This window comes from Marinobacter sp. NP-4(2019) (assembly GCF_003994855.1).
GTDB lineage: Bacteria > Pseudomonadota > Gammaproteobacteria > Pseudomonadales > Oleiphilaceae > Marinobacter.
This window is the reverse complement of sequence record NZ_CP034142.1, coordinates 2,413,291-2,426,889: the sequence shown is the minus strand read 5'-3', so window position 1 is coordinate 2,426,889 and position 13,599 is coordinate 2,413,291. Positions and strand designations below refer to the sequence as shown.

9 protein-coding genes and 1 pseudogene are annotated in these 13,599 nt (G+C 57.4%); 8 read left to right on the top strand and 2 right to left on the bottom strand.

Annotated elements, in window-relative coordinates:
* The 7 genes and pseudogenes from purF (at window position 1) to cobA (ending at window position 9,595) form a co-directional block, all read left to right on the top strand.
* On the top strand, window positions 1–1,524 hold the full coding sequence (gene purF / locus EHN06_RS11045; protein WP_127332630.1) for an amidophosphoribosyltransferase: 1,524 nt from the start codon (window positions 1–3) through the stop codon (window positions 1,522–1,524).
* Window positions 1,525–1,554: 30 nt separating this feature from the next.
* Window positions 1,555–2,778 carry an O-succinylhomoserine sulfhydrylase gene (locus tag EHN06_RS11040; RefSeq protein WP_127332629.1) on the top strand — a complete coding sequence of 408 codons (1,224 nt, stop codon included), beginning with the start codon at window positions 1,555–1,557 and terminating at the stop codon, window positions 2,776–2,778.
* A 25-nt stretch (window positions 2,779–2,803) separates the two neighbouring features.
* The gene (locus EHN06_RS11035; RefSeq protein ID WP_127332628.1) at window positions 2,804–5,401 is read left to right on the top strand and encodes a DNA translocase FtsK; all 2,598 of its coding nucleotides are present in this window, start codon (window positions 2,804–2,806) and stop codon (window positions 5,399–5,401) included.
* Window positions 5,402–5,414: 13 nt separating this feature from the next.
* The gene (gene lolA, locus EHN06_RS11030) at window positions 5,415–6,068 is read left to right on the top strand and encodes an outer membrane lipoprotein chaperone LolA (RefSeq protein WP_127332627.1); all 654 of its coding nucleotides are present in this window, start codon (window positions 5,415–5,417) and stop codon (window positions 6,066–6,068) included.
* Window positions 6,068–7,404 (top strand): annotated as a pseudogene (locus EHN06_RS11025) (replication-associated recombination protein A). Before lolA ends, EHN06_RS11025 begins: the two are co-directional and overlap by 1 nt.
* Window positions 7,405–7,484: 80 nt before the next feature.
* On the top strand, window positions 7,485–8,759 hold the full coding sequence (gene serS / locus EHN06_RS11020) for a serine--tRNA ligase (protein ID WP_127332626.1): 1,275 nt from the start codon (window positions 7,485–7,487) through the stop codon (window positions 8,757–8,759).
* Complete coding sequence (gene cobA / locus EHN06_RS11015) at window positions 8,756–9,595, top strand: uroporphyrinogen-III C-methyltransferase (protein WP_127332625.1); 840 nt, start codon at window positions 8,756–8,758, stop codon at window positions 9,593–9,595. Before serS ends, cobA begins: the two co-directional genes overlap by 4 nt.
* Window positions 9,596–9,660: 65 nt before the next feature.
* On the opposite strand, the gene EHN06_RS11010 is transcribed toward cobA, so the two are convergent.
* The gene (locus tag EHN06_RS11010) at window positions 9,661–10,734 is read right to left on the bottom strand and encodes a 3-deoxy-7-phosphoheptulonate synthase (RefSeq protein ID WP_127332624.1); all 1,074 of its coding nucleotides are present in this window, start codon (window positions 10,732–10,734) and stop codon (window positions 9,661–9,663) included.
* A 177-nt stretch (window positions 10,735–10,911) separates the two neighbouring features.
* On the opposite strand from EHN06_RS11010, the gene EHN06_RS11005 reads away from it, so the two are divergent.
* Complete coding sequence (locus tag EHN06_RS11005; protein WP_127332623.1) at window positions 10,912–12,735, top strand: DUF1631 family protein; 1,824 nt, start codon at window positions 10,912–10,914, stop codon at window positions 12,733–12,735.
* Between the two features lie 72 nt (window positions 12,736–12,807).
* Here EHN06_RS11005 and EHN06_RS11000 read toward each other — a convergent pair whose 3' ends face one another.
* On the bottom strand, window positions 12,808–13,593 hold the full coding sequence (locus EHN06_RS11000) for an enoyl-ACP reductase FabI (RefSeq protein ID WP_127332622.1): 786 nt from the start codon (window positions 13,591–13,593) through the stop codon (window positions 12,808–12,810).
* Window positions 13,594–13,599 lie beyond the last annotated feature (6 nt).

Genomic DNA, 13,599 nt, shown 5'->3' with positions numbered 1-13,599 from the left:
ATGTGTGGCATTGTCGGCATAGTCAGTACTTCCAACGTGAATCAGTCGCTTTATGATGCGCTGACCGTTTTACAGCACCGGGGCCAGGATGCGGCGGGCATTGTTACGTTTCAGGATGATCGGTTTTACCTTCGCAAGGACAACGGGCTGGTTCGGGATGTCTTCCATACCAGACATATGCGCCGCCTCGTCGGCAATGTTGGTATCGGGCATGTACGGTACCCGACGGCCGGCAGCTCGAGTTCGGCTGAAGCCCAGCCTTTCTATGTGAACAGCCCGTACGGCATCACCCTGGCGCACAACGGTAATCTCACCAACGCCGACGATCTCAGCAAGGATCTGTTCCGTTCCGATTTGCGCCATATCAATACCAATTCGGATTCCGAGGTGCTGCTGAACGTTTTTGCCCACGAACTCCAGAAACTGGGCAAGCTTGACCCCACCAAGGATGAAATCTTTTCGGCTGTCCGCGCAGTTCACAAGCGGTGTCGTGGTGCCTATGCAGTGATCGCCATGATAACCGGATACGGTATCGTGGGCTTCCGTGACCCCAATGGCATCCGCCCGGCCTGTTATGGTGTTCGTGAAACCGATGACGGCAAGGAATACATGATCGCCTCCGAGAGCGTCGCCCTGAGTGCCGCCGGATTCACCCTGGTCAGGGACATTGCACCCGGTGAAGCAGTTTACATTGAAACAGACGGTACCCTGTACACCGAACAGTGTTCGGAGAAGCCGCACCTTTACCCCTGCATTTTCGAGCACGTCTATTTTGCCCGTCCGGACTCGATTATCGACAAGGTGTCGGTGTACAAGGCGCGTCTCAGGATGGGTGAAACCCTGGCGGAAAAAGTCCTGAGGGAGCGTCCCGATCACGATATTGACGTGGTGATGCCGATACCGGATACCAGCCGGACGTCCGCCATGCAGATGGCGCACCTGCTCGGGGTCAAGTTCCGCGAAGGCTTCATCAAGAACCGCTATATTGGCCGGACGTTCATCATGCCTGGCCAGAAAATGCGGAAGAAGTCGGTGCGCCAGAAGCTCAACCCCATCGATCTGGAGTTCCGTGGCAAGAATGTCATGCTGGTGGATGATTCCATTGTTCGCGGCACCACTTGTAAGGAAATCGTGCAGATGGCCAGGGACGCCGGTGCCCGTAACGTGTACTTTGCCTCGGCTGCACCTCCCGTTCGATACCCGAATGTGTACGGAATCGACATGCCGTCCGCCAGTGAGCTTATTGCCCATGACCGGACCGAAGATGAGATTCGCGATCTGATCGGTGCTGACTGGCTGCTGTATCAGGACCTGGGTGATCTCATTACCTGCGTCAGTGATGTGAATCCGGACATTGAGGGCTGGGAATGTTCCGTGTTTACCGGCAACTATGTCACGGGGGATGTCGACGAGGCCTACCTCAACAAGCTGGAAGCCATGCGCAACGACGAGAACCGTTTCCAGGCGGGGGGAGGGGACTCCGCCGATAACGGCATCCTTGACTTGTACAACGATGAAGATTAACCGCCACACCGCCAATAGCAGGAGCGTATCATGACATTTTGCCGCGACGAACAGGTCTGGATTCCCGAATCGGATCTCGAAGGCATGTCAGTTGACACACTGGCGGTACGTGCCGGGCAGATCCGCACCGCTCAACTGGAACACAGCGATCCGATCTTTCCGACATCGAGCTTTGTCTATGGCAGTGCGGCCCAGGCTGCGGCCCGTTTTGGCGGGGAAGAACCGGGTAACATCTATTCCCGGTTCACCAACCCGACGGTACAGGCCTTTGAGGGGCGCATAGCGGCCATGGAAGGCGGGGAGCGGGCCGTCGCCACGTCGTCCGGCATGGCTGCCATCCTCAGCACCTGCATGGCGCTGCTGCAGTCCGGTGATCATGTCATCTGCTCCCGCGGTGTGTTTGGTACGACCAACGTGTTGTTTCAGAAGTACATGGCCAGGTTCGGCGTCGAGACAACGTTCGTCAGCCTGACGGATATGGCGCAATGGAAGGCCGCTGTTCGCCCGGAAACACGGATGCTGTTCATCGAAACACCATCCAATCCGCTATGCGAAATCGCGGATATGAAGGCACTGGCGGACCTTGCCCACGACAATGACGCTCTGTTTGTGGTGGACAACTGCTTCTGCACCCCGGTCCTGCAGCGTCCCTTTGAACACGGTGCTGATATTGTTATCCATTCTGCCACCAAATACCTCGATGGCCAGGGCCGCTGTGTTGGTGGTGTCGTGGTGGGGTCTGACAAGCTGATGGAAGAGGTCTACGGGTTCCTGCGTTCCGCAGGTCCGACCATGAGCCCGTTCAATGCCTGGGTGTTCCTCAAGGGGTTGGAAACCTTACCAATCCGTATGCGAGCCCATTGCGACAATGCGTTAGAGTTGGCGCTGTGGCTGGAACAGCAACCGGCTGTTGCCGAAGTATTTTATGCGGGGCTGAGCAACCATCCCCAGCATGAGCTGGCGAGACAGCAACAGAAAGGTTTCGGTGGCGTTTTGTCGTTCCGCCTGAAAGGGGGCAGGGAAGAGGCCTGGGCGTTTATCGACGGTACCCGGATGATTTCCATTACGGCCAACCTGGGCGATGTCAAAACCACGATCACCCATCCGGCCACCACTACCCACGGGCGGTTATCCCCGGAGGATAAGGCTCAGGCCGGCATAACAGAAAATCTGGTGCGGTTGTCGGTAGGCATAGAAGCGGTCGAGGACCTGAAGAGCGATCTTGAGCGCGGTTTCAGGGCCCTTGAAAAATAACAGCAACGGAAACGTCTGAGTATTCATGGCAGAGTCTGCAAAAGCGCAAAAATCACGGGAACTGACAGAGAAACAGCAGCGATTTCGTCGCCTGGCTGCCCAGGGCACCCGAGAGGGCGCCGTTATTGCCCTGATTGCCCTGTGTATATACCTGGCAATGGCATTGGTTACGTTTAATCCGACGGATCCGGGCTGGGCCAGCATCGGTCACGAGACCAGTGTGCAAAACCATGCTGGCCGCACGGGTGCCTGGATTGCCAGTCTTCTGATGGACTTCTTTGGCCATGTGGCCTTTCTGTTTCCGTTGATGATTGCCGGTTATGCGGTGATGTTGATTCGCCGTCGCAATGATCCTCTGGACCTGCATTGGCCGTTGCTGATGATGCGTTTTGGCGGCTTCCTGCTGATTCTGCTGTCGTCGACCAGCCTGTTGTCGCTGTATTCCGTGTTTGGCCTTGGGGTGTCCTCCGGCGGGGTGTTGGGGGGTGCCGTATCCGAGGCCATGGTGCGGTTCTTCAATCTGCCGGCGACAACTCTGCTGCTTATTGCGATATTCCTGTTTGCCCTTACTGTGACCACTGGCCTGTCCTGGTTCTGGCTGATGGATCAGGTGGGCCTGAACACTATCCGTTTCGGGACCTGGCTGAAGAACCTGTTCAGTGCCGATGGTAAACCCGAGAAAGCGCGGAAACCTGAACCAGAAGCAAAGAAGCCACCGGAACCACCGGTGGTGAAAGACCGGATTGACGGAGCCGGTGCGACCAGGGCCGCCGGAGCGCGCTGGTGGCACAGAATCCCCGGCTTTGCTCCGAAAAACAGTAAGCCCCGGGCTGACAAAAGGCAGCCAGACCGCCGTGAACCGGCGATTGATGGGGTTGAGTCTCCGCTGGACCCGGAACCCGCCCGACTGGAAAGTTTCAGTTCACGGGACGACATGACGGAGCCGATGGAGTCACCCTCCGTTAACGGAACCCGGAGAAAAGACAAGGCAGAACCTGGTGAGCCCAAGGGAGCCGTATCCCGGGCGCTGAAAATCTCGCCATTCAAGCGCGATGAATCCGCCAGGAACGATAAAAACAGCAAGGGGAGTCAGCCATCCCTGCTGGAAGACGTAGAGAGCCCGATTCCGCCGATTTCGTTGCTGGACCCGCCGGAGGAGCATAAGGAAAAGGGCTATTCGGAAGAATCCCTGGAACACATGTCCCGGATGCTGGAGGAAAAGCTGGCGGACTTTGGTGTTTCGGTGGAGGTCGTTGAAGTCAATCCGGGGCCAGTAATTACCCGTTTTGAAATCAAGCCGGCACCGGGAGTCAAGGTCAGCAAGATTTCCAACCTCGCCAAGGATCTGGCCCGGTCCCTTGCGGTGCTCAGTGTCCGGGTTGTGGAAGTTATTCCCGGTAAATCCGTTGTCGGGATCGAGATTCCTAACGAAGAGCGTGAAATGGTCCGCCTGAGTGAAGTGCTGAGTGCACGGGTATTCACGGACTCCTCCTCAGCACTGACGCTGGCGCTGGGGAACGATATTGGCGGTAACCCGATGGTCGCCAATCTGGCCAAAATGCCTCACCTGCTGGTGGCGGGTACGACAGGGTCTGGTAAATCCGTTGGTGTGAACGCCATGTTGTTGAGCATGCTGCTGAAGGCCACACCGGATGAAGTCCGCTTCATCATGGTAGACCCGAAGATGCTGGAACTGAGCATTTACGACGGTATTCCACACCTGTTGGCGCCGGTGGTCACGGATATGAAAGAGGCGGCCAACGCGCTGCGCTGGTGTGTGGCTGAAATGGAGCGTCGCTATCGTCTGATGGCCAGCCTCGGGGTCCGCAACCTTGCGGGCTACAATCGCAAGATCCGGGACGCTGCAGCGGCCGGGGAACCGATTCTGGACCCGCTGTGGAAACCGGACGAGTTCCTGGCCAACGATGAGCAGGACAGGCCCGAACTGGAAACCCTGCCATTTATTGTGGTGGTGATCGACGAATTCGCCGACATGATGATGATCGTCGGCAAGAAAGTGGAAGAATTGATTGCCCGGATCGCCCAGAAGGCGAGGGCGGCGGGTATTCACCTGATACTGGCAACCCAGCGGCCGTCGGTGGATGTGATTACCGGCCTGATCAAGGCCAATATTCCGACACGCATGTCGTTCCAGGTGTCCTCCAAAATTGACTCACGGACAGTATTGGATCAGGGCGGCGCGGAACAGTTGTTGGGTCACGGGGACATGCTGTACCTGCCTCCCGGATCGGGGCTGCCGGTACGGGTCCACGGCGCTTTCGTGGATGATGACGAAGTGCACCGGGTCGTCAGCGCGTGGAAGGCCCGGGGTGAGCCGGTGTATGTCGACGATGTCTTAAGTGGCGCTGAAGGGGAGAACCTGCCCGGGGTGCCAACGCTCACCGAAGGTGGCGGCGAGGAGGGCGACGCCTTGTACGACGAGGCCGTTGCGTTTGTGACCGAAGGACGCAGGGTATCGATCTCGTCCGTTCAGCGTAAATTCAAGATCGGGTACAACCGGGCGGCAAACCTGGTTGATGCCATGGAAGCATCGGGTGTGGTCAGTGCCGCGGGCCATAATGGCGCACGGGAAGTACTGGCACCGCCACCACCAAGAGACTAGGAGTTAGCTGACGATGAAACAACTTGCCCGACTGTTCCGGATGGCGTTTGTGGTGGCCGTTCTGCTGCCGTCATTTGCAGTACAGGCCGAAAGTAGCAGCAAGCAGGCTGCCTCTGAACTGGCGCAGATGCTGGAAAGCTACGAATCCTATCAGGCCCGTTTTATCCAGATCGTGGTTAATGAGAATGGCAGCCGGGTCCAGGAATCCCGCGGCTTCCTGAAGGCCAAGCGTCCGGGACTGTTTTACTGGGAAACCCGTGAGCCGTATTCCCAGTTTATTGTCAGCGATGGGTCGACCGTTGAAGTCTATGATCCGGACCTGGAGCAGGTGACCGTTCACAGCCTCGATGAACGGGTTCAGACCACACCGGCTTTACTGCTCAGTGGAGAAGTGGGAAACCTTGACGAAACCTACAGGGTATCTGGTCGTAGCAAGGGTGAGCATACCCATGAATTTACCCTCGAGCCAAGAAGCGCGGACTCCCTGTTTGTGTCTTTGCGGCTGACCTTCTACAAGGGAGAGCTCCAGGAAATGCGCATGGAGGATTCCCTGTCCCAGATCAGTGTGCTGAGCTTTGATGAAATCGAGCTGAACAAAGCCATTGAAGACACCGCCTTTACCCTCGATTACCCCGACGAGGTGGACGTTATCCGGGACGGGGCCTGATGCAGGACAGCCTGTTTGGCGAACAACAAGGGTTTCGCCCACTGGCAGCCCGCATGCGCCCCGGGAACCTGGATGAATACGTTGGCCAGGCCCATCTGGTCGGGCCTGGTAAGCCCCTGAGGCGTGCCGTTGAACAGGGGCAGCTCCACTCCATGATCCTGTGGGGGCCGCCCGGCGTCGGTAAAACCACCTTTGCCCAGTTGCTGGCCAATCTGGGCGATCTCAGCTTTGAGACGGTGTCCGCAGTGCTGAGTGGTGTGAAGGACATTCGTGCCATTGTCGAGCGTGCCAAGCACCGAAAGCATAGCGAAGGCAGGGACACCCTGTTGTTTGTGGACGAAGTACACCGCTTCAACAAGAGCCAGCAGGATGCCTTCTTACCTCATATTGAAGACGGCACCTTTATCTTCGTGGGCGCCACCACGGAGAACCCCTCCTTCGAGCTGAACAGTGCCCTGCTATCCAGAACCCGGGTGTATGTCCTCAAGAACCTTGAGGAGGGCGATGTGCTGGTTCTGCTTCGGCGTGCGCTCGAATCGAGCGAAGGACTCAACGGCCAGGTGGCGGTGGATGAATCCGTACTGGAGATGATGGCTTCCGCATCTGGGGGGATGCCCGCAGGGCGCTCAATGTGCTGGAAGTGGCGGCCGACCTGGCGGAAGAAGATGCCCAGGGAGCCATGCGGATTACCAGTGATCATCTGGAACAGGTCCTCCAGACCAGTCTGCGTCGTTTCGACAAGGGCGGTGACGTGTTCTATGACCAGATCTCGGCGCTGCACAAGTCCGTGCGGGGATCGGATCCCGATGGCTCCCTGTACTGGCTGTGTCGCATGCTGGACGGTGGATGTGATCCACTGTACGTTGCCCGCCGCCTGGTCCGTATTGCGAGCGAGGATATCGGTAATGCCGATCCCCGGGCGCTGCAACTTGCCATGGACGCCTGGGATGCGCAGGAGCGTCTGGGCACTCCGGAGGGGGAGCTGGCCCTGGCGCAGGCAGTCACTTATCTGGCCCTGTCTCCCAAAAGCAATGCAGTGTACAAGGCCTTCAATCAATGTATGGCGGATATTCGCAATGATCCGGATTACGAGGTGCCGGTGCATCTGCGCAACGCCCCCACCAAACTGCTGAAGAGCCTCGGTCATGGGGACGAGTACCGCTATGCCCACGATGAGCCCGAAGCGTTTGCCGCGGGTGAGTCCTATCTCCCGCAAGCCATCCATCATCGCCGCTACTATGAGCCCGTTAATCGGGGCCTGGAAATCAAGCTGGCCGAAAAGCGCCAGCGCCTGGATGCCCGCAACGCCGAAAGCCCCCGTAAACGCTATCCCTGAGCTGGTAGCCACCAGCGCCTGTGCAGGTATAATGGCCTGTCATTCAACACACATCGCTAATCGGAAAAGTCAGGATAACCATGCTCGATCCCAAACGCGTCCGTACTCAGACTGAAGAGATCGCCCGTCGGCTGACCATCAAGAACGTCGAATTTGATACTGCCACCTTCGAGCAGCTTGAAGAGCGCCGTCGTGCCATTCAGGTACGCACGGAAACGTTGCAGAGCGAGCAGAACAAACGTTCCAAATCGATTGGCAAGGCCAAGGCTGCCGGTGAGGATATCCAGCCACTGCTGGATGAGGTCGAGAACCTCAAAAAGCAGAAATCCGATGCCGAGGACGAACTCCGGAAGCTTCAGGAAGAACTGAACAGCTTTCTCGCTGGCATTCCCAATCTTCCGGACGAGGACGTGCCGGCGGGTGATAGCGAAGATGATAACGTTGAGATAAGAACCTGGGGCACCCCCAAAACCTTCGATTTTGAGCCGAAGGACCACGTTGCACTGGGTGAGGGGCTTAAGGGGCTGGACTTCGAAACGGCATCACGGCTGGCTCATTCCCGGTTTGCGGTGATGCGCGGACCGGTAGCGCGTATGCACCGGGCGCTGGCCCAGTTCATGCTGGATCTGCATACCAGCGAGCATGGGTACACCGAAACCTATGTGCCATACCTGGTCAATGCCGACACGCTGTATGGCACCGGGCAACTCCCGAAGTTCGAGGAAGACCTGTTCAAGACCGAGGGCGAGAAGCCTCTTTACCTGATTCCGACGGCTGAGGTCCCGGCAACGAACCTGGTATCCGACACGATTCTCGATGCTGGGGAACTGCCTCTGCAAATGGTCTGTCACACCCCTTGTTTCCGTAGTGAGGCGGGTTCCTATGGCCGGGATACCCGGGGCATGATTCGCCAGCACCAGTTCGACAAGGTCGAGCTGGTACAGATTGTCCGTCCGGGCGACTCGGAGGCGGCCCTGGAGGCTCTGACGGGGCATGCGGAAAAAGTCCTGCAACTGCTTGAATTGCCTTATCGCGTGGTTGCGCTGTGCGGCGGGGACATGGGCTTCTCCGCAGCCAAGACTTACGATCTGGAGGTATGGCTGCCAGGGCAGGACAAGTATCGAGAAATTTCCTCCTGTTCCAACACACGTGATTTTCAGGCACGGCGCATGCATGCACGTTGGCGTAACCCGGAAACCGGTAAGCCGGAGCCTGTCCATACCCTTAATGGTTCAGGTCTTGCGGTAGGCCGTGCACTGATTGCGGTCATGGAGAACTACCAGCAAGCCGATGGCAGCATCGTGGTTCCGGACGTACTGAAGCCATATATGGGAGGTTTGGAAAAGATTCAATGAATGATCGGGACGATGCACCAGGAAAGGGCGTAAGTGCGGGGCGTGCACCAGTTCGGTACCGGGCCAATCCGGTCACCGACAACCCCAACACCTCCAGCGGGGAGGTTGCCCTGGTTGGTGCCGGACCGGGTGATCCGGAGTTACTGACCCTGAAGGCCTGGCGATTGATCAACTCTGCGGAAGTGGTGTTGTACGATCGCCTGGTGTCACCGGAAATCCTGGCACTCATTCCCGAGTCCGCCGAGCGGATTCACGTCGGGAAACAGCGTGCCAACCACACGCTGCCACAGGAGCAGATCAATCATCGGTTGGTAGAGCTGGCTCGAAGCGGCCGCCGGGTTGTCCGCCTGAAGGGTGGCGATCCGTTTATTTTCGGGCGCGGCGGCGAGGAAATCGAGACCCTGGCTGAAGCGGGTATCCGCTTTCAGGTAGTTCCCGGCATCACCGCCGCCTCCGGTTGTGCCGCCTATGCCGGAATTCCCCTGACGCATCGGAATTATGCCCAGTCAGTACGCTTTGTGACTGGCCACCTGAAAAATGATACCTGCGATCTGCCCTGGAAAGACTTTGTCCAGAACAACCAGACGCTGGTTTTCTATATGGGGCTGGTAGGGTTGCCTATTATTTGCCGGGAACTGATCGCCCATGGGATGGCCAGTGATATGCCCGTTGCGCTGGTGTCAAAAGGCACCACGCCGGATCAGGAGGTGATCACGGGGGATCTATCCACCATTGTGGATCGAGTGAATGAGCGTAAGGTTCAGCCCCCAACACTGGTGATCATCGGGCAGGTGGTTGGGTTGCGGGATCGCCTGGACTGGATTGGTGCGGTTTAACCAGCGCCATAGGTACATAAACAAATAAGGGAGCCTTTAGGCTCCCTTATTTCAGTTCTCAGCTCTTAGCCTTTGCGCTTTGGCAAGACGTCCTTCAGTTTATCCCGCATGTCACGAATGGCTTTCTCGGTGGTCGGCCAGTCAATACAGGCATCCGTGATCGATACGCCGTACTCCAGGTCGGCCAGGTTATCCGGGATGGACTGGTTACCCCAGTTGATGTTGCTTTCCACCATCAGACCCTGAATAGACTGATTGCCTTCCAGAATCTGGTGGGAAATATCCTGCATGACCAGCGGCTGAATGGCCGGATCCTTGCTGGAGTTGGCATGGCTGCAGTCCACCATAATGGATTTACGCAGGCCGGCCTTGTCCAATGCCTGTTCGCACAGGGCAACACTGACGGAGTCGTAATTGGGCTTACCGCCACCACCGCGGAGAACCACGTGGCCGTAGTTGTTACCCTTGGTACGGATGATCGCAACCTGACCTTTCTGGTTGATACCCAGGAAACTGTGGGGATGGGAAACCGATTTCATGGCGTTGACCGCGACGTCGAGGCTGCCATCCGTGCCGTTCTTGAAACCGATCGCCATGGAAAGTCCGCTGCTCATCTCACGGTGAGTCTGAGACTCGGTGGTACGGGCGCCAATGGCCGACCATGAAATGCTGTCCTGGAGGTACTGGGGGGAAATCGGATCCAGTGCTTCCGTGGCGGTTGGCAGGCCGATCTCGGCGATGTCCAGAAGCAATCGACGGCCAATGTGAAGCCCCTGCTCAATGTCGAACGTATCGTTCAGGTGAGGGTCATTGATCAGCCCTTTCCAGCCAACAGTTGTGCGGGGCTTCTCAAAATAGACACGCATAACAATCAGCAGCGTGTCGCTGACTTCGTCAGCAAGTTTCTTGAGCCTGGTGGCGTAGTCACGGGCAGCTTCAACATCATGGATAGAGCAGGGGCCAACAACCACGAACAGCCGGTGATCCTTGCCGTCCATAATGTCGTAAATGGCCTGGCGCCCTTTCTCAACGGTTCTGGCCGCAGCGCTGGATAAAGGCAGTTCCCGCTTCAGCGCTTCAGGGGTAATCAGTTGTTCCTGATTAGCCACGTTAATGTTCTCAAGTTTATTGCCCGACATTCTGCTGTTTTCCCCGGTTCTTAACGTTGCTGCGACCCTTCTCGGTGTTTCTGATACCCTGCAGGCCGTGCCAATATGAGCTTAACATGCCGGTTTCCATTGCGGTAAACCCCGGCGAGTTGGTTATACTGCGTCATTTGGTAACCCATTTCAACGCTTCTTACATGCGGATGACGGATGTCTCAGAACCGGCCGAAAACGCCCGCAATGCTGTCCCGTGAACTGTTTATGGAGAAGATTCCGGGCGTCCTTTCAGGGATTCGTGTCCCGGATCTCCCATATCCGGCCGGGAAAGTGTCGGACGATGCTGTCAGTGACTGGAGACCACTGCTGTCTTCCTGTTGGTCTGAACAGCGGGATGAGCGGGTCATACAGCTTGTTCGCTCTGTCTCCTTGAGCTGGTCTGTACGGCAGATCAATGCCGCCTATGTGGCGGATCGGATCATGGATACCTTTGCGCAGACCAGCGGTCTGCACCCCGAGCTGGTCCGTCGAATTGCCCGTCTGCGCTTTTTCTTCGCCTGGCGGATGAGTGATGAAGGCGCCAGCGCTTTCAGCGAGGACATCCTGCTCTGGCTGGATGGTCTTCAGGAATTTCGTGGCTGGAGCGCGTCCGGCGGCCGGTCTGCAAGGGTGTTGCTGGATCAACTGGATTCCCTGGTTATTTCGGTATCGGCCTGCTTTGAAACAGGGAGCAGGGAACCTCTGGAGGCCTTCTGCAGGGATTGGCAGGCTGACTCGGAGAAACGAACCCAGCAGGTGTCACGGCTACGTCAGCGTCTTCTGGAGACGGAACAGGGCGCAGCGAGGCAGCGTCGTGCCGAGCAGACCGCTCGCGCCCTGGTAGGACGTGCGCTTGAGGGACGACAGCTACCCAAGCCCATCATCACCTTTATATTTGATCACTGGATGCGCTTGCTTAAGCAAGTAGTGTGGGCCGGTGAAGTTGGCGGAGAAAACTGGCGACATGGCGGAAAACTCCTGGAGTGGCTGGTCTGGATTGGCGATCCGGCATTGTCGGACAAGGATCGTAATCGTCTGTATCACGTCGGTGAACAAATAGGTGACCGTATTCTGGATGTGTGGAATCGTGTGGTGGGTGAGCCACTGCCGGCGAAGGCGCTTGATGACATTCAGGTGATCATGATGGCGCGCCTCAGGGGGGAAACCCCTGAACTGACGGATGCGTTGCCAAAGCAGTCGGGTTTTTCCTGGGACACTGCCTGGTTGTCCTTCAAGGTGCCGGATCAAAATAGCCTGGATGAACTTGAGGGGCAGTGGTTTGTAGAGGGTGAAGGCACCAGAGAGCAGCGCCGATACTTCTTTGCGTTATTGCCGGACACGGCGGAGATTCTGTGGACCAACGGTTCCGGTGTAAAGTTGGGACTGCAGCCCTGGACGGAGTTCGAGGAAGCCAGAAGCCGCGGAGACCTGCGGCCGTTGCCTGCCCTGACGCCTTTTGGTCTGGTCATGACTGAGGCCGTGAGTGCGCTCTCCGGAGTGCTTGAAAGGCAGAAAACATTACGCGAGAAAGCGGTCAGGGAGGCCAGGACCAGGGCGGCAGAGCTCAAGAGAGAGAAGGAGGCCTCTGAAGCCAAGCGGAGGGCCGAAGAACTGGAGCGGCTGGCCGAGATTGACCGAATCAGGCGTGAGGAGCACGAAAAACGGCTCGCCGAAGAGTTGGCTGAACAGGAACGACTGGAGCAGGAACAGCTGAGGGCAGGACAACAGCTGGCGGACGGTATCAAGCTGGGCGGCTGGATAGTGCTTGATGAGAGTGACGCAAATGGTGATCCGGTAAGGCTGAAACTGGCAGTCAGGATCAATGCGTCGAACAAGCTGGTGTTCGTGGACCGTCTGGGCCTGAACCGACGGGAGTTCCAGGGTGATGAGCTGGTGCGGGCAATTGTCGCGGGGAGCGTCCGGGTGCTGGGCAGTTCCGCGGAATTTGACGAGACCCTGAGTCGCGTTGTTGGACGAATACGGGTAGGCCGAAACTAACGGGTCGACATTAGGCTTTGAACGGGGAGGTCAACGGCCCACCGGGTGTTATACACCCGGTGGGAAGCGAATTCAGTCTTCCAGTTCGCCCATGCCGGTAATATTGAAGCCGGCATCCACATACATGATTTCACCGGTAATACCGCTGGCCAGGTCGGAGCTCAGGAAGGCTGCGGCGTTGCCCACCTCCGCCGTGGTTACGTTGCGGCGCAGGGGCGCACGCTTGGCATTTTCCGCCAGCATGCGACGGAAGCTCTTGATGCCTGATGCTGCCAGGGTCTTGATCGGGCCGGCGGAGATGCCGTTTACCCGGATACCCTCACGGCCGAGACTGGCAGCCATATAGCGTACATTGGCTTCGAGAGAGGCTTTGGCCAGTCCCATCACGTTATAGTTCTGCAGTACTTTCTCGGCGCCAAGGTAGCTCAGCGTCAGCAGTGAGCTGTTCTCATGCATCATGCTGCGAGCGCCTTTGGCGAGCGCGACGAAGCTGTAGGAGCTGATGTCATGGGCGATCCTGAATCCCTCGCGGGTCGTCACATCGACAAAGTTGCCATCAAGCTCATGGGCCGGGGCGTAGCCAACCGCGTGGATAATGATATCAATGTTGTCCCAGTGTTTGCCGAGCTCTTTGAATACGTTCTCAATTTCTTCGTCGCTGGCCACATCACAGGGGAAGGTGAGTTGACTGCCCCATCCCTCAGCGAATTTTTCCACCCGGGACTGAAGCTTTTCGTTCTGGTAGGTGAAGGCCAGTTCGGCGCCTTCTCGGGCGAACGCTTCCGCGATGCCGTAGGCGATAGAGTGTTTGCTGGCTACGCCAACGATCAGCGCTTTCTTGCCACTGAGTAATCCCATAGGTTT

What these genes read in the sequence shown, in the direction of transcription:
- purF (WP_127332630.1), top strand. Translation starts at nt 1, where the DNA reads ATGTGTGGCATTGTCGGCATAGTCAGTACTTCCAACGTGAATCAGTCG.
- EHN06_RS11040 (WP_127332629.1), top strand. Translation starts at nt 1,555, where the DNA reads ATGACATTTTGCCGCGACGAACAGGTCTGGATTCCCGAATCGGATCTC.
- EHN06_RS11035 (WP_127332628.1), top strand. Translation starts at nt 2,804, where the DNA reads ATGGCAGAGTCTGCAAAAGCGCAAAAATCACGGGAACTGACAGAGAAA.
- lolA (WP_127332627.1), top strand. Translation starts at nt 5,415, where the DNA reads ATGAAACAACTTGCCCGACTGTTCCGGATGGCGTTTGTGGTGGCCGTT.
- serS (WP_127332626.1), top strand. Translation starts at nt 7,485, where the DNA reads ATGCTCGATCCCAAACGCGTCCGTACTCAGACTGAAGAGATCGCCCGT.
- cobA (WP_127332625.1), top strand. Translation starts at nt 8,756, where the DNA reads ATGAATGATCGGGACGATGCACCAGGAAAGGGCGTAAGTGCGGGGCGT.
- EHN06_RS11010 (WP_127332624.1), bottom strand. Translation starts at nt 10,734, where the DNA reads ATGTCGGGCAATAAACTTGAGAACATTAACGTGGCTAATCAGGAACAA.
- EHN06_RS11005 (WP_127332623.1), top strand. Translation starts at nt 10,912, where the DNA reads ATGTCTCAGAACCGGCCGAAAACGCCCGCAATGCTGTCCCGTGAACTG.
- EHN06_RS11000 (WP_127332622.1), bottom strand. Translation starts at nt 13,593, where the DNA reads ATGGGATTACTCAGTGGCAAGAAAGCGCTGATCGTTGGCGTAGCCAGC.